The following is a 26787-nucleotide window of genomic DNA, read 5'->3' as shown; positions in this document are numbered from 1 at the left end:
TTATTCTTGGACTTGCTCGCTGCCCAAGCGCACTGGACGAGTACGGCTTTCAGACCTCGGTTCCCGCGTTGGTTCTTTTTACTTTTTTTTTACCGGCGCTCTCATGGTTGGCTGGACACACCCCGACCCAAGAGGCCAGATGAGCTTCACTTGGAAAAGGAGACACGTCGGTACCCAGTTCCGCCACGATGCTCGCCGCGGCATCCGTGCTCACGCCTGGAATGGTATCCAGCAGTTCAATTTCCTTCATGTATGGTTGCACCAGTTCCTCAATTTCAGCTTCCAACGTCTGCATTTCACTCTCCAGATACTGCAAATGATCCCAATGACGCCGGATCATCTTCCGGTGATGCAGACGTAGTCGGCCGTTCATCGCTTCGACCAGTGAAGGCACCTTCATCTTCAGCCGGGTATGCACCAGCTTGCGGACCTCATGCACCTCCAGCACTTCGCCATTCACAATCGAGTCCAGTAGCGCACGACCGGAAACGCCAAAAAGATCGGAGACATACGTGGTCAGTTTAATGTTGGCATCTTGTAGAATTTTGTGAATCCGGTTCTTTTCTTGCGTCGCGTTTTGCTTAAGCTTGCGCAGATACCGGGTAAGGTCACGCAAATCGCGGATGGGCTCGTCCGGGACAAAGCTTCCCTCAATCAAGCCGCAGCGGTGGAGCTTGGCGATCCACTCGGCATCCTTGACGTCGGTCTTCTTCCCGGGCATATTGCGGATGCGTTGCGGGTTGGCCAGCGTGATCGTACAGGTGCTTTCTAGAATGTTCCACACGGGTTTCCAAAAGACCCCTGTACTTTCCATGGCAATCTCGGTACATCCCTGCTGCTCCAGCCACTCCTGTAATCTCAAAAGCTCGCGGGTCGTGGTTCCAAACGTCTCGATCACGGACTTGGGTTTCTTCTCCAGGGGGCCACTCAGTAGACAAACCACCACCGTCTCCTGATGAATATCCAACCCAGCACAACGTTCACGAATGGCATCCATATTCCCTACCTCCAAGCCAAAAGTATGCGTGGATCATGCAACCTTAAGAGATAAAATTTTATACACGTGCTCGTGGCAACACTCGGCGATCCTCGTCGTTGCAGTTGGTCAGATTAAGTTTCGGGATGTTTCACCAATATTGAATCGACCTCTGATCCACAGCACGATTTTACCAAATATACACTCTGACTTCACCTGATTTTCATGACCGACGGTGGCCGCCAGGCCATGGGTGATTAAGTTTACTTTTTCCACTTAACTCTCAGGATTTCTTAATTTTCGGAAAAATAAGTTCCCTTTTTCCAACTAGCACCTGCGAAGAAGCCGGTAAGCAAGTGCTAGTTGGAATTAGGATATCTAGACCAACGAATCCTCTTTAAGCATATTTTTATCCACATGCGGAAGTAATCATAGTTTCCTAAACAACAAAAAACCGTTCCCCTGGTTAATGGATGGTACTCCATTTCACCAAGGGAACGGTTTTTTGTGTGATGCGGTCAAGAGGACTCGAACCTCCACGATATTGCTACCACTGGCACCTGAAGCCAGCGCGTCTGCCAATTCCGCCATGACCGCATATTATGTATTTAGCGTTTTGATCGCTGTAAGTAAGACTATACTCTCTTTTCGAATAAAAGGCAAGAGATTTTAATTGCAGCATACACAAAAAAACAAATCCCTTTAAAATAAAAAAGTAAAACATGCATTTCACCTTTCATTACAAGAAAAACATCTTGATTAAATTAATTATATAAGGTAATTTGTAGTAAATACACAATAATGAAAGGCAGGACTCCTATGGATGCCATTGATTACAAAATCATCAGGGCAGTAATGGACAATGGAAGGATCACCTGGGCTGAGCTGGCCGGACTGCTGGGCCTCTCCTCACCGGCGGCGGCGGACAGGGTGCGGAAGCTGGAGGAACAAGGAATGATTAAAGGGTACACGGCGCTGATCGATGCCGAATCCGCCGGATACGGGCTGGGAGCGCTGATTGCGGTCTCGCTGGAGCGTCCGGTGCACCGGCAGGCTTTTTTGGAGCTGGTGCAGAAGCTGCCGGAGATTCAGGAATGCCATCATACAGCCGGGGATGACGATTATGTGCTTAAGGTGCGCTGCCGGGGGACACGTGATCTCGACCGGATCATCAGCGGGGAGCTGAAAAGCCTGCCCGGCATTGTCCGCACCCGTACTACCATTATCTTGGGAACGGTCAAAGAAACTCCGAATGCCCCGCTGCCCCCTTCGGAACATGCTCCATGATCTTCTGGGCTCCCCTTCTCAGCGGCATCGGCTTTGGCTTCGTCGTAGCCGCTCCTGTCGGTCCCATGTCGCTGCTCTGCATGAACCGGACCCTGCAGCAGGGCTTCCGTGCAGGCTTAGCCACCGGCTTCGGCATTGCTCTGGCCGATGCCGGATATGCTCTCGTTACTGTCACCAGCTTCAGAGTTGTGAATGATTTCACTTCCGCCTATGCCCTGCCGCTCCGGCTGTCCGGCAGCCTGCTGCTTGGGCTTTTGGGTGCAAAAAGCCTGCTGCGGGGTGAGTCCGGTTCCAAGCCCGACTCACCCCGCAGCAGCGGCATCCCCTACTGTTTATTGTCATCTTTTCTGCTGACCTTGGCGAATCCGGCCACCCTTCTGAGCTTTGCGGCGCTTTCGGCTTCACTTGGGACTGCAGCCGGGAGCTCCTGGTTTCTGCCTGCGGGGATCGCGGCCGGCTCTGGCTGCTGGTGGCTGCTGTTCGTCTCCATACTCAAATGGATCAGCGGCAAACTTCCTGCGTCCTTCACCCAGCTGGCTGAACCTCTCTTCAGCGGTTATTCTGATCCTGTTCAGCTTGTACGGCATCCTCACTGCGCTTAACGGGATGGATGGTACGAGATGAAACCGGACACAGAACATTTCCAGCCAGCCGCATCAACACAAACAACACTGTCTCTGGGCTTATGCGCCAAGCTTATGCTTATAGAGGTGGGCATAGCTGTTGCCTCACCAATCCGCAGGTTATAGGCTGAGACAATTACCTTTATTCGTATTATATATTTCACTTATAAGCGCACACCATGATACAACAGTAGTAATTCCTGCTTCACCCGAAAGGAGCATACTAATGAACCAGCAGTGGAATACCGGGACCTATGATAAGGATATGGCTTTTGTTTCCCGTTTTGGAGAGTCGCTGATTGAACTGCTGCAGCCTCAGCCCGGTGAAAGGGTTATCGATTGGGGCTGCGGCACCGGTGATTTGGCTGCGGCAATTGCCGGACATGGCGCCTCTGTCACCGGAATCGATGCATCGCCGGAGATGATCGCCGCCGCCCGCAGCAAACATCCGCAGCTGGAATTCGTGCTCGCCGATGGCCAGGCCTACCGCTCGGAGCCTGCTGCGGATGCCATATTCAGCAATGCCGCACTCCATTGGCTGCTGGATGCAGAGGGAGCTGTATCCAGCATGGCCGCCAGCCTGCGTCCCGGAGGCCGCCTCATCGCCGAATTCGGCGGGCAGGGCAACATCGCCTCTGTGGCAGCCGGGCTGCCGCGGGCCTTCGAGGCTATCGGGTGCAGCGGCAAGCTGAAGCTGCCCTGGTATTTCCCCAGCATCGGAGAATACGCTGCCTTGCTGGAGCAGAACGGCTTCACCGTCGGGCTGGCCCTGTGCTTCGACCGCCCTACTCCGCTTCAAGGCGGAGCGCAAGGTTTGGTGCGCTGGCTGAATACCTTCGCAGATGGAATTCTAAGCGTATTGTCCCCTGGGCAGCGTACTGAAGTTCTCACTTATCTCGAACAGGAGCTGAAGCCGCAATTATTCCAGGGCGATCAATGGGTCATGGACTACAGGCGAATCCGTGTAGCCGCCAGAAAAAATTTCTGATTCACATTTTCAGGCGGAGGCGGCTCTGCCGGCCTTATTTGGGGTCGCCTACAAACCGGCTGCTGCCCGCACCAAGCCCTGCCACGAATAACAAAACGCTCGCCACAGCCAGTAAGGCCAGCGGCACGTTCCAGCTATGATTCACGTCATGCAGCAGCCCAAACAGTGCCGGCCCCATTGCCGCCAGCAGATACCCGACAGATTGGGCCATGCCCGACAGCTCGCTGGCCTCCTGTGTGCTGCGGGTCCTCAGACTGAAAAACATCATCGCAAGTCCAAAGGCAAAGCCCCCGGCGATTCCGATCCCAATAGCCCAAACAGCCATCCAGGCAGTGCTGCCCAGCCAGACACCGAGAATACCAATCATAAAAAGAATGGATGTTATGACCACCAGGCTGCGCTGGTTTTTCATCCGGCCCGCCCAGAGCGGCACGAAAAAGGTAAACGGCAGCTGGGCCAGCTGCATGAGGGACAGAATCCAGCCTGCATGGCTGGAGGACATCCCCCGCTCACTCAAAATCACGGAAAACCAGGCGATCAGCACGTAATACAGCAGCGATTGCAGACCCATGAACAGGGTAACCTGCCACGCGAGCGGGGACCGCCAGATCCGGATGGAGGATTGTTTGTGATCTGCAGTATTTCCCTTCGTCATATTCCGCATCTGGGGAATCCAGAATATTGTTGCTAACGAGGCCACGGCAAACCACAGCGCCAATGTGCCCCGCCAGCCGAATCCGGCATGCTGCGCCAGTGGAACGCTGATGCCTGAGGCGGCAGCTGCACAGATATTCATGGAAACGGTATACACGCCGGTCATCAGTCCAATACGCTCTGGAAACTTCCCCTTGATTAATCCCGGCAGCAGCACATTGCAGACCGCGATGGACAACCCGATCATCGCGGTGCCTGCGAACAGCATAACCGTGCCCGAACCCGAACGGATCAGAATGCCCATGGAAAGGGCTAGCAGAGCCAGCATCAGAACATTGGCGGTGCCAAACCGGCGGGCAAGCTGCGGCGCAAAAGGCGACAACAGGGCAAATGCCAGCAGCGGCAATGTCGTAATCGCTCCCGCCAGCGTGTTGGACAACCCCAAATCATCGCGGATCATGCCCAGCAAAGGCCCAACGGATGTAAAGGGGGCACGGAGAGCTGCTGCAACAAAAATAATGCCCACCACCAGCAGAAAGCGGTTTGCTCCGGTGTCCGGCCGGGTCTTGTCCAATTCTAGCGTAACAGCGGTTTGTTGTTTGGATTTCATGATGTCCTCCCGGTTGCAGCACATTTTCTGAACAACATCACAGGCTTGTCCGAGGGAATGCGCTATTCTATGTAATAATCACATTGTTCCATTATATTCTTTTACCGCTAACCATGCATAGGTTTTTGGCATATCGGCCGCTCCATGCAGTAAAAAAAGCCAGTTCCTGGAACTGGCTTAAGAAACCTATTAAGAAGCATTGCAATTATACCCAGAGAGATTTGGTAATGATTACGAGCAGGATGAACAGAACCAGAATGGCACCTGTAGACGTAAAAGCGCCGCCGTACCCTCCAACATTTTCGCCCATGATTACTCCTCCTTCTTCCTGGAATACATTTAAATTATGTAGAAAGAGTTGATTAGGATTGGGTAACGCGGTAAAAAACGCCGGCACTGTCCATTATAATTATCTTTTCCGTTGACAAATCACTCCAGCCTCTTTAGTATCCTTAACATGAGGTTCTTACTGAGAATGACTCTCAATAGAGATATAATATACAGAAATGAGTGAGCAAGAGATGCTGCGTCGTTTTTTTTCCTATTACCGTCCTTACAAAAAATTGTTTGTTCTCGACTTCACCTGTGCGGTGGGAGCCGGCCTGCTGGAGCTGGCCTTTCCAGTGGCGGTTAATAAATTCATCGATGACCTGCTGCCGGGTCAGAACTGGCCGCTGATTCTGATCGCCTGCATAGCGCTGATGGCCATTTACGCCTTGAATACCGCGATGCAATATATCGTCACCTACTGGGGCCATATGCTGGGAATCAACATCGAAACGGATATGCGCAAAAAGATGTTCGATCATATCCAGAAGTTATCCTTCCGTTTTTTTGACAACAATAAAACCGGGCATCTGATCGGCCGGATCACAAATGACCTGAACGATATCGGCGAGGTGGCGCATCATGGGCCGGAGGATGTGTTCATCGCCGTAATGACGCTTGTAGGCGCATTTGTCCTGATGGCCGATATTAATCTCAAGCTGGCGGTTATCACCTTTATTGTAGTTCCGCTCATGGCCTGGATCATCATCCACTTCGGCCGCAACATGACCAGCACCTATCATCAGCTTTTCGGCAATGTGGGCAGCTTCAATGCCCGGATCGAGGATAATGTCGGAGGCATCCGTGTGGTTCAGTCTTTTGCCAATGAAGAACATGAGAAGCGGCTTTTTGCCGCCGACAACCAGATGTTCCGCTCCACCAAGCTGATGGCATACAAGCTGATGGCCAAAAGCTCGTCGGTCAGCTATATGATGACCCGTCTGATTACGATCGTTGTGATGATCTGCGGTGCCTGGTTCTTCATTCAGGGAGAGCTGGAGATCGGTGAATTCGTGGCTTTTATTCTGCTGTCCAATATCTTTTTCCGCCCGATTGACAAAATCAACGCCGTTATCGAGAGCTATCCGAAGGGCATTGCCGGGTTCAAACGCTACCTTGAGGTCATCGATACAGAGCCTGACATCGCTGACAAGCCCGGGGCTGTGGATACCGGTCCGCTGCGAGGGGATATCGTTTTTGACCAGGTCAGCTTTGGTTATGATCCGGGCCGGCCGGTACTGGATGGCATCAGCCTGAGGGTGAACGCCGGGGAAACCATTGCTTTTGTAGGTCCTTCAGGGGCCGGAAAAACGACCATTTGCAGCCTGCTGCCCCGCTTCTATGATGTCACCGGCGGCTCTATCTCCATTGATGGAACCGACATCCGCGACATGAAGCTGAACGCGCTGCGGAAGCAAATCGGGATTGTGCAGCAGGATGTCTTCCTCTTCTCCGGCACCATCCGCGAGAACATTGCCTACGGCAAGCTGGATGCCGGACTGCCGGAAATCTGGGAGGCGGCCAGACGCGCCCATCTGGAGGAGCTGATTAACGGCCTCCCGGCCGGAATGGATACCGTGATCGGGGAACGCGGCGTGAAGCTCTCCGGCGGACAAAAGCAGCGGCTGGCCATCGCCCGGATGTTCCTGAAGAATCCGCCGATTCTGATTCTGGATGAAGCGACCTCGGCACTGGACACCGAGACGGAAGCGGCAATCCAGCAGTCGCTGGCGGATCTGTCGGTAGGACGGACGACACTTGTTATCGCCCACCGTCTCACCACGATCAAAAATGCCGACCGGATCATCGTCGTCAACGAAGACGGCATCTCCGAGGAGGGCCGCCACGAGGAGCTGGTCAACGCCGGAGGCGCCTACAGCCGCCTGTATCAGGCGCAGTATCATGCGTAGACGGCTTGGCTCAGCACTGCGATGATTAGAATAGTAGCATAAACAAGTTGAAACGGTACCGTTCTTTCACAGGACGGTACTGTTTTACGAGAAATATAAGATAATGTATTGCGTAAAGCCTATAAATTATATTTGAACAAAAGGTTTCACAGTTTGAATGATAAGACTTAATTCACCTGAAGCCCCGGATGATCCCATCTTCGCGAGACCACATACAGCCCGTAGCCAAGCACATTTGTTAACAGGAAAAGCAGCACCCACGCCACATTGCCGCGGCGCTCATAATAGGCGTTCATACTGGCCCATACGGTAAAGAGCAGAGCGTATCCCCCAAGCAGGAATAAGCCCAGACTGTAAAAGAAAGTGTAGTTAAAATAAGTCATTGCCACATGAACAACAAACGGATACTGCGTCTGGTCAAGATCAAAATCTGCAGGGTTATATCCTACTTCGCTGAACGCATTGGTTTTGACCAAAAATCCCTCTTGCTCAGGTGGGGGAGCATCCTCAAAGGCATTCACAAATCTTAGCATTCCTTCGGCAAGCGGGTTCTCGGCATACATGAACAGGTTCACTCTATGATCCACGCCTCTATAATCCACGCTCCCGTAAGTCGGCTCAACGCTCACCCCTTTGACGCCCCAGGTACGGTCCACCCAGTTCTGCAATTTCTGCTGCAGAGGCTCAGACAATGGCTCAGTTCCACGGACATTGGCTTCCCCCTGTACCATAGCATAGGCCTCTTTAGGATACTTGGACACAGCCCATTCATTCCATACTCCGATGATCAGCCCGAGTACAACGGCACTTAGTAAAAGCAGGGATAAGGCGCCTTTAAGGACAATGCCTGCAAAAGTTCTTTTAATGTTGTAGATGCGCACCAGTTCTTTCTTCACTTCACCCAGTTCTCCAAACCGTGCAAGCGCTTCGGTCACTGCCTCCTCCTCCGGCAAGCCCTGATGCATCTGTTCAAGTACAGATGAGGTAAGATTGGCTGTCATTTCCTCGCGGAAATCATTCACCTGTTCGCTTGGCTCCTTCATATGCCGGCACAGATTCTCTACATATGCTGCAATGCGCCCGGCAGATTTACCGTTCAGCTTATAATCAGTCATGATCTATTCCCTCCCCATTAATGAATCCATAAAATTCCGGAAGATCGTCCAGCCTTGCCTGCTTCCGCGCAGCCGTTCTTCACCCGCAGCAAGCAGACGATAATATTTTCTTCTGCCGCCGCCACTCGCTTCGTGTTCCCCGCCCCAAAAAGCTTCCACGACTCCCTGCTTCTCCAGCCGCTTCAGCGCCATATACAAGGTAGCCTCTTTGAGGTCAAAAGCTCCGCTGCTGATGTCGCGGACTTTTTTGGCAATCTCATACCCGTACATCGGTTTCTCTTTTACAATGCTGATCAAAATAATATCGATGTAGCCCTTGAGCAGCTCTTTTTCAAATTCCAATCCCGTCCCTCCCTAAGTACCTCGCGTTATTAAGTACATCGTAATATAATATTCTACGTAGCGCAAGTATGGATGCCAAGTGGAAACGATACCGTCCTTTTTAAGAATGGTATCGTTTCAGCGAGAAATATAAGGAACATTTATTGCGTGAAGCATTAAATTCTTTTATCAAGTAGAAACGGCTACGCCGTCCTTATAATGACGGTACCCGTTTCAGCGAGAAATAGAAGGACAATTTATAGCGTGAAGCATATAAATTCTTATATTTTAAAATCAGAACCACCCGTCCAACGGGTGGTTTGCTCTTGGGGTATAACCCCTTGTTGCCAAACTGCGCCTAAAGACGCTAGCCTGACAATAAATCGTTCAGGCTCAGTGTTGTTGTCCCTTTCACTTACCAGTTAAACTGGTTTACTTCTTCTTGCTACTGTTTCTACTGAACGGGTCTTCGTATTCTTTCACACTCAATTTATCAATCGCTTGGTCATGTGCTTCTTGTTCACGTATATATTTTGCTACTGTGGCTTCATTTAGGCCTACCGTGCTGACGTAGTATCCCTCCGCCCAAAATTTGCGATTGCCATACTTATACTTTAAGCTGGCATGCTTCTCAAATATCATCAGGGAGCTCTTCCCCTTCAGATAGCCCATAAACGAGGATACTGAGATTTTGGGTGGGATCACTACGAGCATATGTACATGATCTGGCATCATGTGACCTTCGATAATATCRACTCCCTTGTATTTACATAAACGTTTGAAGATTTCGATCAAGTCTTTTCTCACTTGATTATAGATCTCTTTCCGTCTATACTTCGGGGTGAATACAATGTGGTATTTGCACATCCACTTTGTGTGAGCCAAACTGTAGCTCTTGTTTGCCATCTAAGACCATTCCTTTCCAATTGAGCCTGAACATCTCAATTTTATCGGAATGGTCTTGGTGGTCAAACCCTACATCCCTCCACCCGCATAGCGGGTGGTTTTTTGTTTCGCGCGTTTCACGCACTCAACTGGCTAAAGCCTAAAAAAAAGCCGGAGATCTGTGATCCCCGGCCTCTGTGACCCGCGTGCTATCCTTACACCCGGCTCCGTCTGCGGTATTCTGAGGGGCTGACGCCCATGGCTTTGGTGAAGACTCTGCTCAGATAAAAGCCGTTCTCATAGCCGCAGCGCTCGGCAATCTGTGCAAGGGTGAGCGTGCTTTCGGCCAGCAGGCTGCGCGCTTTTTTGAGCCGGATTGCTCTGAGATAATCGGAAGGCGTCACCTGAAAAGCCTCGCGGAACCGTCTGGTAAGCTGCACCGGACTTAATGCCAGCCGGCGGGCCAGCTCCTGAAGGCTGACCGCCTTCCCGGCCTGTTCTTCCAGCAGCCCTGCTGCTTCCGCCATTAAAGCATCCTCGGTGAATGTCCGCTCCTTCAGCCGGCTCTGTCTGCGCTCCCATTGAAACAGCTGCCAAAGATCCAGAAGAAGATGATTCTTCCAGAGCCCGGAAGGCAAGTCATTCTCCTCGCCCGCCTGACGCAAACAAGCATAGGTCGAAGCGAGCCGCTTGGTATCGTTGAAGAACGATCTGCCGGCAGGCGGAAGAAGCTCTGCCGCCTCCTCTCTGCTGGCGCTGAACTGCAAATAGTGAAAGGTCAGCGGAGTGATGGCCGCCCGGCGGAAGGGAACCCCCGGCGGACACAGCACCACATCGGCAAAGCCCGCTTCTCCCGAATCGGCCCCGATTTCATAACGGAATATGCCTTCTTCCACAGCAAAAGCCACCCAAGTATCGTAGAGATCTTCTGCCAGGTCGAAAGCTCTTTTCTGCCGCCAGTAAATATGGTTCAAAAGCTCCATGAAACATCCATCCCCAGTGAAATAAAGTATATGTTAGATGATAATATAGTGCATTTAAAAAGTAAATTGCAGCGTCTATGATGAAATTATAGATATGAATTAATCATTCAGGTTCATCTAAATGAGGTTACGGGAGTGAATAGCTATGAAGCAGGAGCTAGTGAACAATGACATTACTGTAATCGGCGGCGGGCTGGCGGGAGTGTGTGCGGCCATTGCTGCGGCCAGACTGGGGCAAAAGGTGGCGCTGGTGCAGAACCGTCCCGTCCTCGGCGGCAACTCCAGCAGCGAGGTGCGCGTCTGGGTCTGCGGGGCAACCGCGCATGGAACGAACCGTTATGCCCGGGAAACAGGCATTATGGGCGAGCTGTTCCTGGAGAACCAGTACCGCAACCCCGAGGGCAATCCTTATCTTTGGGATCTGGTGGTTCTGGAGGCTGTAAAAGCCGAGGCGAATATTACCCTTTATCTAAATACCGATGTCCACGAGGTACAGGCTGAAGGCCCGGACGATGACCGGACGATCACTGCCGTGGTAGGCTGGATGATGGCCTCGGAGCGGCGGATCACATTCAAGAGCAGCATGTACCTGGACTGCACTGGCGATGGCCTGATCGGCTTCCTGGCCGGGGCCAAATTCTCTCTGGGGCGGGAAGCCCGCAGTGAATACAACGAAGAGTGGGCTCCGGAGGCAGCTGACGGCATCACACTAGGCAGCACTATTCTGTTTTATACCAAAGATGCGGGGGTACCGGTGAACTTTGTCCCGCCTTCTTTTGCCAAGGATATTTCGGAAACGACGATTCCGCTCCGGCGGGTGATCCGAAGCGGCGATTCCGGCTGCCACTACTGGTGGATTGAATGGGGCGGCGAGCATGACACGGTGCATGATAATGAAATGATCCGCGATGAGCTGTGGTCGGTCATTTACGGCATTTGGGACTATATCAAAAACTCCGGCAAATTCGGCGCCGAAAACATGACGCTGGAATGGGTCGGCGCGCTGCCCGGCAAACGGGAATACCGGCGGTTCATCGGCGACTACGTGCTGAACCAGAATGACATTATCGCCCAGCGCGAGTTCGCGGACGCAGTGGCTTTTGGCGGCTGGTCGATCGATCTCCATCCCCCGCAGGGGATGTACGCCGAAGCCAGCGGCTCGAAGCATATGCATGCGGACGGGGTGTATCACATCCCCTTCCGCTCCCTGTATTCCGCCAATGTGCGGAATATGCTGATGGCCGGGCGCGATATCAGCGCCTCCCATGTCGCCTTCGGCACGACGCGGGTGATGGCGACCTGCGCCGTCATCGGCGAAGCCGCCGGCACCGGGGCGGCGCTCAGCAGCCGCCTGGGCATTACGCCGCGCGGGCTGCACGCGCGGCACCTTACGGAGCTGCGGCAGACGCTGCTGCGGCAGGACGCTTCAATCATCGGCTTGCGCAGCACCGATGAAGCGGATCTTGCACGCCGGGCGCGGGTCAGCGCCTCCAGCGTGCAGTCCGCACTTGAACTGGCACAGCCGGGCGAAGCCTACCGGCTGCGGCAGGACGTGGCCGTGCTGTTCCCGGCGGACCCGGGAATCAGCGGCTTTGAGCTGCTGCTGGACGCGGAGCAGGCAGCGGAAGTGACGGCCGAGCTGTGGGACACCGGCCGCGGGGAGAATTACGTGCCGCATACTTTGCAGGCACGGGCAGCCGCACATGCCGAAGCCGGGCAGCGGCAGTGGGTGGCCTTTGATCTGCAGTGGCAGCCGGAGCAGCCGCAGAACGCCTTTGTAATCATCAAGGCGAATCCTGCGGTCAGCCTTCATCATTCGCTGGAGCCGCACAGCGGGGTGCTGGTCTTCTTCAAGGATGAGCAGCCGCAGGTTTCCAGGGATCTGGAGGACCACTCCACGGATCAGCTCGTCGTCCTCTGGAAGATGAAGGGCCAGGCCCGCCGGCCGTTCTGCTTCCGTTTGAGTTCGCCCACCGCAGCGTTCGCGGCGGACAAAGCGGTGAACGGTTACCACCGCCCGTACGGCGGACCGCAGCAGTGGATGTCGGAGCCGATGGAGGACGGCAAACCGGAGTGGCTGCAGCTCGATTGGGATTCGGAGCAGACGCTTGGCGAGATTCATCTGACCTTCAACGATGATGTCAATGAGGACCTGGTGAATCTGCACCATCACCGCACGCCGTTTGCCATCATCCCCGAGCTGGTCCGCGATTACCGGGTGGAAGCCTTTGGCGCTGGCGGAGAGTGGACGGAAATTGCCGCCGGAACCGGCAACCGCAGGCGCAAAGTCATTCACCGGCTGCCGGAGCCTGTACAGGCGCGGAGCCTCCGGGTTGTGATTGAATCCACGAACGGAAGCCCCCACGCGGAGCTGATCGAGATCCGGGCATATGGGGGCGCGCCGCAATAAGCGGCCCGCCATATTGCCCGCAATGCAAAAGGGACAGTCCAGGAGCCTCGAATGGCTGCTTGGACTGTCCCTTGTTTGTGGAGCCGGATCAGTGTGAGCACCAGGTGCAGACACTCTGCGGACGGAGGCGCTATTGTGGCCAAAAGCGCACGCTGCCGCTTAGGGGACGACCCCTTTGCCGCTTATCTTCATCTTCTGCTGCCCGATTACTCCAGAACCTCCCCATTGCTTGCGATGACCTTCTTATACCAGGAAAAGCTCTTCTTGCGGGAGCGTGCAAGGGTCCCTTGCCCGTCATTGTCTTTGTCCACGTAGATGAAGCCGTAGCGCTTCTTCATTTCGCCGGTCCCTGCACTCACAAGATCGATGCAGCCCCATGGCGTATAGCCGATCAGTTCAACGCCATCAGCCACAGCTTCCTTCATTTCCGCAATATGCCGTCTGAGATAATCGATCCGGTAATCATCGTTAATAGAACCATCTGCTTCTACCGTATCCACTGCGCCAAGACCGTTCTCAACCACCATGAGCGGAATTTCATACCGGTTGTAAATATTGTTCAAGGACCATCTGAGGCCCTTCGGGTCAATCTGCCACTCCCAGGCGCTGGCTTCCAGATAGGGATTCTTCAAGCCCATGGACAAATTCCCGCCCACCTTCTCCCGGTCCGGATCAGCACTCACACAAGTAGAGGAATAGTAGCTGCAGCTGTAGAAATCCACACGGCCCTCCCGCAGAATCTCGTCATCGCCCTCTTCTATGACCAGCTCAATGCCTTTTTCCTTAAAATAACGTTTGGCGAATCCCGGATAAGCCCCCCGCACCTGAACATCGGAGCACAGGAAGTTGGTCAGGTTATCCTTTTGCTGGGCGAGTGTGACATCCTCGGGGCTGCAGGTCAGCGGGTAGGAGCACATATAAGCGATCATACAACCGATTTTAAAATCTTTATTGATGCTATGCCCAAGCTTCACTGCCCGCGCACTTGCGATGAACTGGTGGTGCAGGGCCTGATACCGCAGCTGCTCATTGTCCCCCGCCGTATTGCCAAACTCCGCACTGCCCTCCGGCAGGATCGCCCCCGCCATGAAGGACCCGAAAGGCATCGTAAGAATATTGATCTCGTTGAAGGTCAGCCAATATTTGACCACATCCTTATACCGGTTAAAAATCACATCGCAATAGTTTACATAAAAGTCCACCACCCGGCGGTCGGACCAGCCATTGTATTGCTGTGCCAGACGGAAAGGAGCTTCGTAGTGCGAAATGGTTACGAGCGGCTCGATATTATGCTTCTTCAGCTCGGCAAACACACGGTCATAGAACCTCAAGCCTTCTTCATTAGGCTGCGCATCGTCCCCGTTCGGAAAGATTCTGGACCAGGCTATGGACATCCGGAAGACCTTGAAGCCCATCTCGGCAAATAATTGAATGTCCTCCTTATAGTGATGATAAAAGTCAATGGCTTCGTGGCTCGGGTAGTTCATCCCCTGCTCCAGTACCGGTGTAATTCTCCGTGGAGTGGTATGCGTTCCCGCCGTTATTACATCCGCAGTGCTAAGACCTTTGCCGCCTTCCTTATAGCCGCCTTCGAATTGGTTTGCAGCCGTTGCCCCTCCCCATAAAAATCCTTGCGGGAAATTCTTCGTCAGCTCATTCATTGATTATTCCTCCTTAATATTGGGTTGACTAGATCATTACGGTCAGCAAGTCTTCCTTGTACCCGATGTTTTTCTTGCCGGTTTCAATGACATCCAGATAGTTGCCGGAATTCGAGACGATTACAGGTGTCGTTAAGATATAGCCTGCCGCCCTGATCGCTTCCATATCAAATTCCATCAGCAGATCGCCTTTTTTGACCGTATCCCCTTGCTTGACTTTTGGCGTAAAATGTTTGCCCTTTAATTTGACGGTATCCTTACCGACGTGGATCAGAATGTCCACACCATGCTCACTGGTGATCCCGATGGCATGGCCGGAAGCAAACAGCGAGGTCAACACCCCGTCTACCGGCGAATACACTTTGCCCTCCGCAGGTTCAATGGCGATGCCTTTGCCTAATGCGCCTGTAGAGAAGGCTTCATCCTTCACATCGGACAATGCAATCACTTCGCCCTTCAGCGGACTGCTAACCGTTTCCTGCTTGATTAATGGGTCTCCAGAACGGGGTTCCTTGTTGTCCTGCTTCACTTCGTCATCCTTAAAGCCGCCAAAGTACATCAGCAGGAAGCCCAACACGAAGCTGACCGAAATCCCGATTACTGCACCCATAAAACCTCTATCCATTCCTTCCGGACTGATGTAGCTTGGAATTCCGAATATGCCCAATCCGCCCATGATATAGCCTTTGGTTCCCATGATTCCAATAATCCCTCCACCGACTCCGCCAGCTATGCAGCTCAGAATAAAGGGTTTCTTGCGCGGGAGGGTAATCCCATAGATGGCGGGCTCTGTAACCCCGAAGATTCCAGAGATCACGGCCGGTACAGAAAGCGATTTCAATTTTATGTTTTTCGTCCGCAGCAGAATCGCCAGTACGACACCCGTCTGGGCAAAGGAAGCCCCGAATACCCCCGCCAGAATCGTATCATAGCCAAACACGGTCATGTTGTTGATGGCAATCGGCACAAATCCCCAGTGCAAGCCGAAAATAACAAATACCTGCCAAAACCCGCCAAGCAGAACTCCGGCAATCACCGGACTCAGGTTATATATAAACAGCGTGCCTGCACCCAGGAGCTGACCTGCCCAGGTGGCAACAGGTCCAATAAAAATCAGGGCAAGCGGGACAATGACGAGCAGTGTGCAGAAGGGAACCAGGAAGGTCCGCACTACGCTGGGAATGATCTTTTTAAAGAAGCCTTCGATCTTGCCCCCGACATATGTGGAGAGAATAATCGGAATGACGCTCGACGCATAGCTCATCAGAATGACCGGGATGCCGAGAAAGGTCAGATATACCGGCGATTCGATCACGGTACCGCTGAATAAGGTATATAGCGGTTTACCGGAAGCGGTAATGCTGGAAAAGGTAGGGTAGACCAGCGTGGCCCCGATCGCCATCCCGATGAAAATATGGGTGTTGAACTTTTTAGCCGACGTGTATCCGAGGAATATCGGGAAGAAGTAGAATAAGCAATCCCCGATCGCATTCAAAATCTGATAGGTGCCGGATGTGTTTGTGAGTACGCCAAGGGAGAGGAACAGTGCGGCAAAGCCCTTGATCATCCCGGTTGCGCTGAGTACACCGAGCGTTGGTGTGAACACGCCGGAAATCATATCAATGAACTTATTGAACAGGCCGACTTTTTCATCTGACGCCTCGGCAGACGCCGCTTGAAATCCCCCGATTGCCGCAACATCCTCATATACTTCAGGCACATGGTTGCCGATAACAACCTGATACTGCCCCCCGCTCTGCACTACGGTCACAACACCATCCATATTCTTCAGGATCTCCGTGTTGGCTTTGCTCTCATCATTTAATTTAAACCGCAAACGGGTGATGCAGTGTGTCAGACTATTCACGTTCTCTTTGCCGCCGACGTTACTAATAATGTCTTTTGCCAGCTTTTCGTATTTCATGTTGACCGCTCCTTTATATTGTGGCGTGAAACATATAAATCCTTATATTTTAAAAAAGACGGGACCTAATAAACAGCAGTACTCAGCCTGCTATCTATTTTGGTCTCGCCTGCTTTACCAGTAACAATCCAAAATTTCTATTCGGTTTGTCTTTCCGTTACGCGATGGACATGAATGGTTAAATACAGCTTTTCCTCATCCGACAATCCGGTGTTCAGATACTTTTCAATTTTCAGCATGCAGCTATAAGCCTTTTTGTATTTTGCCTTGACCTGCCTCAGCAGGAAGTCATCCTCCAGCTCCATCTTTTTCTTCTGATGTATCCGCTGGAAGAAAAATCTCAGATGGGTAATGAACCTTTCAAAGCTGATCGATTGTTCATCCAGGTTGTTATTATAGGTGTATTTGATGATGTTAAGAATGTCCTGGATTTTTTGGGTCTGCCCGGCGACATCGGATGTCCTGCTGTTCGAGCTGCTGAGCTGGGCATTGATTAAATGAAGGGCGATATTGCCCGCTTCATCTTCCGGAAGCTTTTTGCCGGCAGAGTCTTCAATGAACTCCAGGGCTTTCAGTCCAACTGCGAACTCCTTGGGATAGATCTTTTTAATTTCCCATAGTAAGGGATTAGGGTTGCGGATGCCGTCATCATGCATTTTGAAGGTATTGAAGATATGGTCTGTGAGGGTGACATAGATATAATCACTCAACGGAACCCCCAGCATATTTTTGCCGTACTCAATGATGTCATAGCACAGTGATACATATTCGGAAGGCACATCCTCCAGCAGCAGCTTGAATTTCTCCGAGGCTTCCTTTTGCTTAAGGATAAATACCTTTTCAATCAGCTCTTTCTCCACCTCATCCCCCATATTCTTTTTGAAACCAATGCCCCGCCCCATAACAACAAGCTCCTGCCTTTGCGAATCTTTGGCGACAATTGCGTTGTTGTTAAAGATTTTCTGGATGATCATAGAGCTACCTCCCTTTATCCCGACTGGACGAAAATGTTCAGATCCATGATGTTAAGTGTTACCCATTGGACTTGAATATCATCATCACCCACTCCATTTCGTGATAGCTGCGGGCGTGCAAAGGACAGGTCGGAGACAAAAAAGGCAAAACCCAAAACATGTCTCTACATGTCCTGGGTTTTGCCTTTTCAGTAACAATCCCAAAGCCAGGATAACACTAATTTCACCGTTTGGCAAGAAAAAAGTATGCGCTTTCTTTTTGCCGGAAAACAGGACAGCCGTGCCTGTCCTTTGAACAAATTTATATATTTCACGCTTTATATTATCCTTCTATTTCTCGCTGAAACACCCCGTCCTTTAAAAGGACGGCGTAGCCGTTTCCACTTGCTACTTCTTCGCGACATGCACCTTCAGCAGCTTGCCCTTCACTGTGGTGTCCTTCATCGCCTGCAGCACCTGCGCGCCTTTGCCGTTCAGGATATCGACATAAGTAACATTGTCCTGGATCGTGATGATCCCGATGTCGTCAGCGGTGATCCCTTCCAGCTTCGCAATGGTGCCGACGAAATCGACGGCTCTCAGCTTCTTTTTTTTGCCCCCGTTAAAATACAGCTTCACGATGTCCTCGTTCATGACCTCAGTCTTGCCCTTCTTGCGGACCTGCTGCTTGCCCAGCTTTGCTTCAAACGCAGGCTTGGCATCGGCCACAGCATCCTCCGAAGGAGCTTTCATCACCGGGAGGCTGAATCCGATATAGCGCTCAATTTCCCCGACCCACTTGTGTTCGTCCGGTGTGGCGAAGGTGATGGCTTTGCCGCTTTTGCCTGCGCGTGCGGTGCGTCCGGTACGGTGCACGTAGCTCTCTTTTTCCATCGGAATATCGTAATTGATCACATGGGTGATGTTCTCAATATCAATCCCGCGAGCGGCTACATCGGTGGCGATCAGATAGCGGAACCGGCCTCTTTTAAAAGCGTTCATGACCTCAAACCGCTCGTCCTGCATCATCCCGCCGTGGATTTTATCCACCGGATACTCCAGGTCCGCCATACTGCGGAACAGCTCGTTCACCTGCTCCTGCGTCCGGCAAAAAATAATGCAGCTGTCCGGATTCTCCACTGCCAGCACGTCAAGCAGCAGCCCAAACTTCGCGGCTTGTCTGACTTCAATCAGGGCATGCTCAATTGCCGCCGTCGTAATGCCGCTGGCTTCGATCTCAATGTCCACCGGTCCACGCATATACTTCAGGCACAGGCTCTTCACGGCATCCGGCAGCGTCGCGGAGAACAGCATCGTCATGCGCTCACGGGGCAGCTTCTCGATAATCTGTTCAATCTGCTCGATAAATCCCATGCTCAGCATCTCATCCGCTTCATCAATCACCAGATATCTAATCCGGCTGAGCGGCAGCGTGCCGCGCCCGATATGGTCGAACACACGTCCCGGTGTGCCTACGACGATATGCGTTTTTTGGGCAAGCTCGGTTTTTTGCGGGGCAAACGGCTGCTTGCCGAATAACGCAACTGCCTTAATCCGCTTGAAGCGCCCGATGTTCGTGATGTCTTCCTTAACCTGTGCAGCCAGCTCGCGGGTTGGTGTCAGCACCAACGCTTGCGGCTTGTTCTCCGCCCAGTCTGCCAGTTCACAGAGCGGGATGGCGAACGATGCGGTTTTGCCGCTGCCGGTCTGTGACTTGACGATGAGATCCTGGCCCTTCAGTGCCGCAGGAATGACCATGCTCTGCACCTCTGTAGGCTCCAGATAATTCAGTACATCCAGCGCGCGGATAATCTCTTCATTTAACCCGTAATCTCTAAATACACTCATGTAGTTATCTACCTCTTCTATGCCGATTGTTCCGGTTCAAGCGGGATTTCCCTGCTTCCGGCTTCCTTGATTCCATTCCTTATAAAACTGCTCCAAAAAGCTCTCCATGAACGCGTGCCGCTCCTCCGCCAGCTTGCGCCCATAGGGGGTATTCATCAAGTCCTTTAATTTCAGCAGCTTCTCGTAAAAATGATTGACCGCCGTTCCCTTGGAATAGTCGCGGTACTCCTTCTGCAAGGATTCGTCACGCGGCGCAATTTCCGGATCATAGACCGGACGTCCCTTGGCCCCCGAAAAAACCATCACCCGCGTAATCCCGATCGCCCCCAGCGCATCCAGCCGGTCCGCATCCTGCACCACTTGACCTTCAAGAGTAGTCATAGGCTTGCCGCCTCCGCCGCTAAAAGACATCGTTTCAATGATCTGCAGAATATGCCGGATCTGCCCTTCATCACCCAGATGCCCGGCCAGCCAGCTATGTACTTTTTGCAGCCCTGCTTCCTTGGAGGGATTCAGCTTCTCGTCGGCCACATCATGCAGCAGTGCGGCTAAGGTGCAGACAAACACATCCGCCTGTTCCATCTCTGCGATCAGACCCGCCATATTGCGCACACGGTCCGTATGGAACCAGTCATGGCCGGTGGTGTCCTGCCCCAGTTGCTCTTGGGCGAATTGTTCGGCAGCGGCAATGATTTGGGTATCGTTCATAGTAAAATACTCCCTTTGTTTATGGATCGAATCTGCGGTCTGGCCTTGCATGACTTCGCCCGATCCGCTATAATGTGCTGTAATTCAGCCTAGAAAGGATCTGATGCTCATGAACAGCATAACTATCATACTGAATCGGCAGCATCACCACAAGCAGCGTTAGCACTCCTGACATTTTCCAGGGAGGGCTGACGCATTTTGCGTTTGGCCTCCCTGCCGCATATTTGCGCGCGGGACCAAGAGGTCCGGCGCATTTTTTATTTGTACAGAGCCAAGCAGAAACGGATACCGTCCTTAAAAGGACGGTATCCGTTTCAGCGAGAAATATAAGGATAAAGTATTGTGTGAAACTTATACTTTCTTATATTTTAAAAAAAAGGAAACGGGGTTAATGATTATGCAGAACGTCAAAGGAACCTATGATTATTTCGGCCGGGAGCAGGCCATCCGCCAGAAGGTCCGCTCTACGCTGAGCGAACTGTTTGAACTCTATGACTTTGAATCCATGGATACCACCCTGCTGAATGAGCTGGAGCTGCTGACCTCCAAATATGCGGGAGGCGATGAGATTTTGCGCGAGATGTATCAGCTTACCGATCAGGGCGGCCGACAGCTTGGACTGCGCTACGATCTGACGATTCCTTTTGCCAAAGTGATCGCCCTGAATCCGGGCATTGAATTTCCTTACAAGCGCTATGAGATCGGCAAGGTATTCCGCGATGGACCGGTCAAAAAAGGCCGCCTGCGCGAATTCCTGCAATGCGACGCCGATGTGGTGGGGATTGCCGGGCCGCAGGGAGAAGCCGAGCTGATGCAGCTTGCGGCGGAAGCCTTCCGCAGACTGGAGATTGCCGTCACCCTGAAATGGAACAACCGGCGGTTTCTCGGGGAAATTCTGACGGCGGTTGGCGTGCCTGCGGGGGAGCATCTCTCAGTGATGCTGACGCTCGACAAGCTGGCCAAAATCGGCAGCCGCGGCGTGCTCGCGGAGCTTGAAGGGAAAGGCGTGGCTCCGGCTGCTGTAAGTGCGCTCGCGGAGCTGCTGGACATGGATGCTCCATCTTTTGAAGAGCTGGCGGAGAACTATGGACTGGGCGGGGAACCGGGTGCTCTGGAGGTGCTGGCTCTGCAGCGGCTGATCGCGGCGGTTGGACTCGCGGAGACCTGCGTCTTCGATCCTTTTCTGTCACGGGGCCTGTCCTTCTACACAGGGACGGTATACGAGATCTTCGATGCTTCCGGTGCCTACACTTCCAGCCTTGGCGGCGGAGGCCGATATGACTCGATCATCGGAAAGCTGGTGGGGCGCGAGGACATCGAATATCCCACGGTGGGCATTTCCTTCGGCATGGAGTCGATTATGGCTCTGCTTGGCGAACGGGCTGTCCGTGTGGAAACATCAGGGGTGCTGGTCATACCCGTCGGAGAGTGTATGCCGCAGGCCTTGACAGCAGCCGCTGCCATCCGTGCTGCCGGCATCCGTACTGCTGTGGATACCGGGAAACGCAAGCTGAAGAAAACGCTGGCCGCAGCGAACACGAAAGGTATCCGCTACGTCATTCTAGTCGGGGAGAGCGAAGCGGCCGAAGGCAAGCTCCGGCTCAAGGATATGTCGCAGCAAAGCGAGGAGCTGCTTACGGTGGAAGAAGCTATTGCAAAGCTTGCCAGGTAACTCAATCTATATCATTGCACTTTGCGCGGCACCCAAAACCCCAATATATACTATCTGACATGCTAAACAAGCCGCACCGGAACAAACATCCGATGCGGCCTTTGCAGCCGTCTATTTCTTGCCATAGACGATTTTTTTGATGCTGTCGCAGGAGAGGCAGAATTGTTCTGCCAGATGCTCAATGCCGAGCCCAGCCCTATACTGCTTACGAATCTCATTATTCCTGTGGGTCAGATAGGCTCTGCCGCCGGAGTTCTCGCCCCATTTGGCCTTTATCCCTTCCGGCTTTGGCACGTAGAGCATCCCGCCATGTATATATTTCTGGACTTCCTTCAGCAAATCTTCCGGCAATACTATATCCGCGTTAACATATTTCATCGCAGCTCCGCTCCTTAAAATTAATAAACTTTTTAAGGTGGCAAAGTCTACAGGATGAACAACGTTACTCTTGCAGGCTATTATAGCGGTGTTATGCTTCCCGCTCTATGCAAACAACCGCCATTGTTGTTCATCCATAGACCTTGCATAGAGCGGAACCCTAATCTTCTCATACTCATACTCATCCTCATCCTCCCTTCTATATCCGGTGGGTATGAAACATACCTTTTCCTTATTGTACCATTGATAGGGAGATGCAAACACTCCCCGTCAGCAGCCTCTGGCCGCACGCCCCTGCGATAACCGTTCCCGGTATTCTTTGGGGCTTTGGCCGCTGTATTTTTTGAAAGCGGTGCTGAAGCCGCTGAAGCCGGAATATCCGGCAAGCCTGGCAATATCGCCCACTTTGAGCCCGTTATCCTGCAGCAGCTGTTCTGCCTTGGTCATCCGCAGCTTGGTAATGTAGTCGCTGAAGGTTATGCCGACATGCTGCTTGAACTGTCTTGGCAAATCGGCCTCATTCAAGTAAAACATCTCTGCCAGGGAGGATATCTCCAGCCTGCAGCAGAAATTCTCCCCGGCATATTTCCGGACGGCCTCAATAAGGTGCCAGCCGTCTGAGAAGCGGACCTTCTTCACTTCTTCCATCACAAGCTGCGCCAGCTCATCCAGTAACCTCCGTACCTCATCGTGCGAGCGGGCATTGACAATGGGCATCCGGGAGTTCCAGATGTACCTCTGCAATGAGGAACTGCCCAGCTCAAACTTTTTGGCAATGGAGGCAAGCAGCAATACCAGCCTGAGGGCCAGAAAAGTAACAACAGGTGTATCTCTTTCGTTGTTCATCAGGCTGTCCAGCTGCTGGCGGAAGCCGTGCATGTCGGGATTTTCGATTGCCCGCTTCAGCTTTCGTTCAATCTCCGGAGTAAAGGCCGGGGCCAATTCCAGGTCACGGTAACGCACGTCCCCTTCCTTACCGCTGCCGCTCCGGGTCCAGGGCAACATGCAGGAGGCATAGCTGTTCTTCAGCCGTTTCAGTCCCTTCACTTCCCCGCCAATCCCGCTCACACATTCCATCTTCAGTTCACTGGCAACGCTGTGATTCAGCTGCTCCATGAACCGCCGGGTCTTCCGGACATGCTCCGCTCCCGGTTTCAGGATCACAAGAAAATACATCATTGCCGAATCTGCAACGCTGCCAAACGGATAAATTCCTTTATAATCAGAGGACGTTTCCCGGCAGAGCTTCTGAAAAGCCAGATTCAGCAGGTTCCGGCGTTCCCGGCGGTCTGCCGATATCTCTGATGTCATTCTCATCTCTGCCGCTGCACACTGCAGCCTCAGATCATCTGCCGCCAGCGGGGCCAGCCCTAGCTGCTGCAGACGCTCCCTAATCACTGTGAGATTAGGCCAATCGTCCCGAACCATTTGCAGCAAAAAGCTCTCCTGCAGCAACTGTACTTGGTCATTCTTACGCAAATTTCCGTGATCCGGGACACGTTGATTCTGCGCCTTCGACCCGAATTCCCGGCCCGGATTGCCCGGCAGCTCATGCAGCTCTTCATATACATATGCCTCCGGCCTCGGCAAATAATCCCTCATTTTGATCCACACCCCTTGGTAACATTATGGACCAAAAATCCGGGTCGTAATGCTGCTGCCGGATTGCCAAAAAAAGAACCCCGCCGGCAACCGGCGGGGCCAAATACTATATTAAAGGGGGGTATAGATTTAATATACCCCTGCAAGCTTAAATCCTAATGAAAACTGGCTAAAGATTGCATTAACTGCATTATATTTTGAATTGTTCCACCAGCCGCTGCATTTCTTTGGCGCTTTGTGTATTCTCATCAGCCATTTTTGCTTCGTGGAAGGTTTTTTCTACGATATCCGCAGTTTTCACAGCAATGTCCTGCACCCCGACCGCACCTTCATTGACGGTAGTTGCAACCTCGTTGACGGCAATAGCAATGCTGGACACTGTCTCGCTCAGATGGTCGGCAGCTTCCTCGAACTGGCTCATCAGCCCATTAATCGCTGTGGCGTCACTGTTGTACTGCTCGCTGACCTCCGCTAGACGCTCATAATCTCCCAGCACATTCTGATCAATAAAGTCCAGGATTGCCTCGGAATTCCCTTTCATCTGTTCCACGGAAGAGTAAACATTTTTGACAACGTCCTGAATGCCGGCTGCCGTTTCAGAGGATTTCTCTGCCAGCTTGCGGATTTCCCCCGCCACCACGGCAAATCCCCGGCCCGCTTCTCCGGCCCGCGCCGCCTCTATCGCCGCATTCAGCGCCAGCAGGTTGGTCTGGCTGGTGATGGAAAGGATCGTATCGGCGAGGACGTTGATTTCATGAATGGAGTCTGACTGCTCAATCGCTTTTTGCATTTCCACTTTTACCGAATCATAGATTTCCCGGGTATTGCTGATGGACTCGGTGGCATCATGCTGCAGCGCCAGAGCCCGTTCGGTGATCTGTACAGATACACCAGCACCTTCCTTAACACGTCCGGAGATCACCCGGACATTGTTCTCAACCTCATGAATCGCCGCTGTCATCTCCTGGGTAGAGGCCGCCGTCTCCTCCATACCTGCCGACAGCTGCTCTGTAGTCGCCGAGTTGTCATGGGCATTCTCCCGCACGTCAATGGACAGCTTCTCCAGCGTCTCCGCATTGTCCAGCACCTTGGTGGAGATCGTAACCAGACTGCCGGCCATTTCCCGCAGCACAGCCCGTGTATGGAACATCGCTTTGGCGATCGTACCGGTCTCATCTTTATTTTTGGTCAGGTACTCATATTGTGTATCATATTTGAGATCCAGTTCTGCCGTACGGTTAATTAGCTCTGTCAGCTTAATGATCGGCGAAGAAATCCGTGTAGCCACAGAGATGCCTACCAGCAAGGTCAGCAGCAGGCTCCCGAGTCCCAGCAGAATAATAAAGTTCGTCATGTTGTTGACCGGCTTCATCACCTCATCAATATCACCGGTGAGCACCAGTGTCCATTTCGTTTCCGGCAAAACGGTGAACGCTGCTTTTTTCTCCGCGCCGTTGAAGGTATATTCTACATTCCCGTCAGCTACTGTCTCACCAGCCTTCACCCGTTCCACAACTGCTTTCATCTGTGCGTTCTCCAGCGGTGATCCGATCTTGGCTTCATCGGGATGGTACAAAATATTGCCTGTCTCATCCACAAGATAGGCATAGGAGGAAGGCGCATTCGCCACCTTGGCATCGGCCAAATATTTAATAATGCTGTTCGCGTTGACGGCTGAACCCACGAAACCGATCATTTTGCCGCCGCTCATCACCGGATGTATAAAAGCGAGGACATACGCGCCTGTAGATTTGGACTTCAGCGTTTCACTGACGACCGGCCCGGCGGTTTTGAGCACATTTTTCGTATAATTTCTTTCGCTGAAATCCGCTCCTATGAGCTTGGTATCGCTGTCCGCAATCCCTATTCCTTTCATATCGGCCACAAATATATGCTCCAGATTGCCCGCATTCTTCACCATCTGCTGAAACTTGGCATTCACCTCGGCCCGAAGCGGGTCCCCGCTGGCAAGACCTCCGCTTGCGGAATTCAGCAGCAGCTCGGCAATTTCCGATTCACCCGCAACAAGCTCCATGCTGCGCTTTTCTTTGTCTATCATCGCTTCGATGGTCTGTGCTTTGTTTGTATTCACCTGTGCCATGGAGGTTTCGGTCAGATTGAGAATGGTCCGTGTGGATTTGCTGTACGTAAAAGCCCCCATTAATACTGTAGAAATCAGTGTAACGACGATCATCAATACCGATAGCTTCATCCGAATCTTCATCTTCTTCTACATCCTTCCGTCCTGATTTCCTAGGTAATTCTGTTCTCATCTTTAAGCAGTAACATTTATTACAATAATTATCGGATTTAAGCCTTGAATAGTGAATATTACATGGAGAAAATTAGGATATATTATCGCATTTTGTCGAAATCTAGGTCTATAGTTTTAAGTTTTTAGCAGGATAAGCAAACCCTAAACTGGCACCTCGCCTAGAATATCTCCCGGCGCAGGTGCTTGTTTCATTGCTAAGCTATGGGCAACATTGACCACAGGAAGCCAAGAAAAAAACGGCTGTGTCATCCCCCCACGGGACAGTACAGCCGTCTTGGATCTAGGTTATCTGGAGAACGGCTCCTCTTAAATCCTACTGTAACGATTTAAGTGGAAAAACTGGCGTATGAAAACAACATTAGGCTTACGGCCGCAGGGATTCCCCACAGCTCCAGAAGGAAAGGGGCATGCTGAAGGGACCGTTGTGCTTCCTTCACGATCGATCCGCAGCCGTTGCGGACAGGAGAGCCTTTATTCTTGCCGATTCAGACGGTTCAGAAGGTTATGCGGACTGAGATGCCCTATTTGTCCCTTTCCCCTCTGTTCCAGGCTCCATCGAACGTTATAACGGCTCCTGAGTCCGTAACTGCTAAAAAAGCAAGATTTTTGGCAAAATAAGGGCTCCTCTGTCCGCATTTCCTATACAATTGCTTACCCGTATAAATCTTAAAAACAAG

Annotated in this window: 21 protein-coding genes and 1 tRNA gene; 6 read left to right on the top strand and 16 right to left on the bottom strand. The window is 52.2% G+C overall.

Features of this window, described 5'->3' with window-relative positions:
• Positions 1 to 49: 49 nt before the first annotated feature.
• Together PRIO_RS12230 and PRIO_RS12225 are read right to left on the bottom strand one after the other, a co-directional pair.
• Positions 50 to 997, bottom strand: coding sequence for an IS110 family RNA-guided transposase (locus PRIO_RS12230; RefSeq protein ID WP_046502546.1), 948 nt, complete (start codon positions 995 to 997; stop codon positions 50 to 52).
• A 492-nt stretch (positions 998 to 1489) separates the two neighbouring features.
• Positions 1490 to 1573 (bottom strand) — tRNA-Leu (locus PRIO_RS12225).
• Between the two features lie 222 nt (positions 1574 to 1795).
• Here PRIO_RS12225 and PRIO_RS12220 point away from each other — a divergent pair.
• From PRIO_RS12220 to PRIO_RS12210, 3 genes are all read left to right on the top strand, one after another.
• The gene (locus PRIO_RS12220; protein ID WP_020426716.1) at positions 1796 to 2263 is read left to right on the top strand and encodes an Lrp/AsnC family transcriptional regulator; all 468 of its coding nucleotides are present in this window, start codon (positions 1796 to 1798) and stop codon (positions 2261 to 2263) included.
• Positions 2260 to 2865, top strand: a complete 606-nt coding sequence (locus PRIO_RS12215; RefSeq protein WP_052741443.1) for a LysE family translocator — start codon at positions 2260 to 2262, stop codon at positions 2863 to 2865. The genes PRIO_RS12220 and PRIO_RS12215 overlap by 4 nt, the downstream gene beginning before the upstream one ends.
• Positions 2866 to 3112: 247 nt before the next feature.
• Positions 3113 to 3874: a class I SAM-dependent methyltransferase gene (locus PRIO_RS12210; RefSeq protein ID WP_046502542.1), complete on the top strand. Its 762-nt coding sequence runs from the start codon at positions 3113 to 3115 to the stop codon at positions 3872 to 3874.
• A gap of 34 nt (positions 3875 to 3908) precedes the next feature.
• Here PRIO_RS12210 and PRIO_RS12205 read toward each other — a convergent pair whose 3' ends face one another.
• Both PRIO_RS12205 and PRIO_RS36380 read right to left on the bottom strand, forming a co-directional pair.
• Complete coding sequence (locus PRIO_RS12205) at positions 3909 to 5138, bottom strand: CynX/NimT family MFS transporter (protein ID WP_046502539.1); 1230 nt, start codon at positions 5136 to 5138, stop codon at positions 3909 to 3911.
• A 205-nt stretch (positions 5139 to 5343) separates the two neighbouring features.
• Positions 5344 to 5448, bottom strand: a complete 105-nt coding sequence (locus tag PRIO_RS36380) for a hypothetical protein (RefSeq protein WP_020426712.1) — start codon at positions 5446 to 5448, stop codon at positions 5344 to 5346.
• A gap of 211 nt (positions 5449 to 5659) precedes the next feature.
• Between PRIO_RS36380 and PRIO_RS12200 the strand changes: the two genes are divergently transcribed.
• A complete protein-coding gene (locus tag PRIO_RS12200; protein WP_039786189.1) occupies positions 5660 to 7375 on the top strand; it encodes an ABC transporter ATP-binding protein in 1716 nt (571 codons plus the stop codon).
• A 167-nt stretch (positions 7376 to 7542) separates the two neighbouring features.
• Here PRIO_RS12200 and PRIO_RS12195 read toward each other — a convergent pair whose 3' ends face one another.
• The 4 genes from PRIO_RS12195 to PRIO_RS12180 form a co-directional block, all read right to left on the bottom strand.
• Entirely contained in the window at positions 7543 to 8490 is a 948-nt protein-coding gene (locus tag PRIO_RS12195; protein ID WP_020426710.1) for a permease prefix domain 1-containing protein, read from the bottom strand.
• A gap of 3 nt (positions 8491 to 8493) precedes the next feature.
• The gene (locus tag PRIO_RS12190; protein WP_020426709.1) at positions 8494 to 8832 is read right to left on the bottom strand and encodes a PadR family transcriptional regulator; all 339 of its coding nucleotides are present in this window, start codon (positions 8830 to 8832) and stop codon (positions 8494 to 8496) included.
• A 411-nt stretch (positions 8833 to 9243) separates the two neighbouring features.
• A complete protein-coding gene (gene tnpA, locus PRIO_RS12185; RefSeq protein WP_046502536.1) occupies positions 9244 to 9717 on the bottom strand; it encodes an IS200/IS605 family transposase in 474 nt (157 codons plus the stop codon).
• 194 nt (positions 9718 to 9911) lie between these two features.
• Positions 9912 to 10679: an AraC family transcriptional regulator gene (locus PRIO_RS12180; RefSeq protein WP_020428448.1), complete on the bottom strand. Its 768-nt coding sequence runs from the start codon at positions 10677 to 10679 to the stop codon at positions 9912 to 9914.
• 145 nt (positions 10680 to 10824) lie between these two features.
• On the opposite strand from PRIO_RS12180, the gene PRIO_RS12175 reads away from it, so the two are divergent.
• Positions 10825 to 13089 (top strand): FAD-dependent oxidoreductase, encoded by a 2265-nt coding sequence (locus PRIO_RS12175; protein ID WP_046502532.1) that lies wholly within the window; start codon positions 10825 to 10827, stop codon positions 13087 to 13089.
• Between the two features lie 206 nt (positions 13090 to 13295).
• On the opposite strand, the gene PRIO_RS12170 is transcribed toward PRIO_RS12175, so the two are convergent.
• The 5 genes from PRIO_RS12170 to PRIO_RS12150 all read right to left on the bottom strand — a co-directional run bounded on the left by PRIO_RS12170 (position 13296) and on the right by PRIO_RS12150 (position 20183).
• On the bottom strand, positions 13296 to 14750 hold the full coding sequence (locus PRIO_RS12170) for a 6-phospho-beta-glucosidase (RefSeq protein ID WP_020428450.1): 1455 nt from the start codon (positions 14748 to 14750) through the stop codon (positions 13296 to 13298).
• A gap of 28 nt (positions 14751 to 14778) precedes the next feature.
• Complete coding sequence (locus PRIO_RS12165) at positions 14779 to 16674, bottom strand: beta-glucoside-specific PTS transporter subunit IIABC (RefSeq protein WP_020428451.1); 1896 nt, start codon at positions 16672 to 16674, stop codon at positions 14779 to 14781.
• A gap of 137 nt (positions 16675 to 16811) precedes the next feature.
• On the bottom strand, positions 16812 to 17648 hold the full coding sequence (gene licT, locus PRIO_RS12160) for a BglG family transcription antiterminator LicT (RefSeq protein WP_020428452.1): 837 nt from the start codon (positions 17646 to 17648) through the stop codon (positions 16812 to 16814).
• A 387-nt stretch (positions 17649 to 18035) separates the two neighbouring features.
• Positions 18036 to 19475, bottom strand: coding sequence for a DEAD/DEAH box helicase (locus PRIO_RS12155; RefSeq protein ID WP_020428453.1), 1440 nt, complete (start codon positions 19473 to 19475; stop codon positions 18036 to 18038).
• Positions 19476 to 19511: 36 nt separating this feature from the next.
• Positions 19512 to 20183 (bottom strand): HD domain-containing protein, encoded by a 672-nt coding sequence (locus PRIO_RS12150; protein WP_046502528.1) that lies wholly within the window; start codon positions 20181 to 20183, stop codon positions 19512 to 19514.
• Between the two features lie 391 nt (positions 20184 to 20574).
• Between PRIO_RS12150 and PRIO_RS12145 the strand changes: the two genes are divergently transcribed.
• Positions 20575 to 21855, top strand: coding sequence for a histidine--tRNA ligase (locus PRIO_RS12145; protein ID WP_331709835.1), 1281 nt, complete (start codon positions 20575 to 20577; stop codon positions 21853 to 21855).
• Positions 21856 to 21966: 111 nt separating this feature from the next.
• Here the strand turns inward: PRIO_RS12145 and PRIO_RS12140 are convergent, their stop codons facing one another.
• The 3 genes from PRIO_RS12140 to PRIO_RS12130 form a co-directional block, all read right to left on the bottom strand.
• Entirely contained in the window at positions 21967 to 22233 is a 267-nt protein-coding gene (locus PRIO_RS12140) for a CD3324 family protein (RefSeq protein ID WP_020428459.1), read from the bottom strand.
• A 270-nt stretch (positions 22234 to 22503) separates the two neighbouring features.
• Complete coding sequence (locus tag PRIO_RS12135; RefSeq protein WP_020428460.1) at positions 22504 to 23835, bottom strand: helix-turn-helix transcriptional regulator; 1332 nt, start codon at positions 23833 to 23835, stop codon at positions 22504 to 22506.
• A gap of 190 nt (positions 23836 to 24025) precedes the next feature.
• Positions 24026 to 26059, bottom strand: a complete 2034-nt coding sequence (locus PRIO_RS12130) for a methyl-accepting chemotaxis protein (protein ID WP_020428461.1) — start codon at positions 26057 to 26059, stop codon at positions 24026 to 24028.
• Between the last annotated feature and the right edge of the window lie 728 nt (positions 26060 to 26787).

Origin of the sequence: Paenibacillus riograndensis SBR5 (genome assembly GCF_000981585.1) — a bacterium.
GTDB lineage: Bacteria > Bacillota > Bacilli > Paenibacillales > Paenibacillaceae > Paenibacillus_AQ > Paenibacillus_AQ riograndensis.
This window is presented reverse-complemented; position numbering and strand designations above follow the sequence as displayed.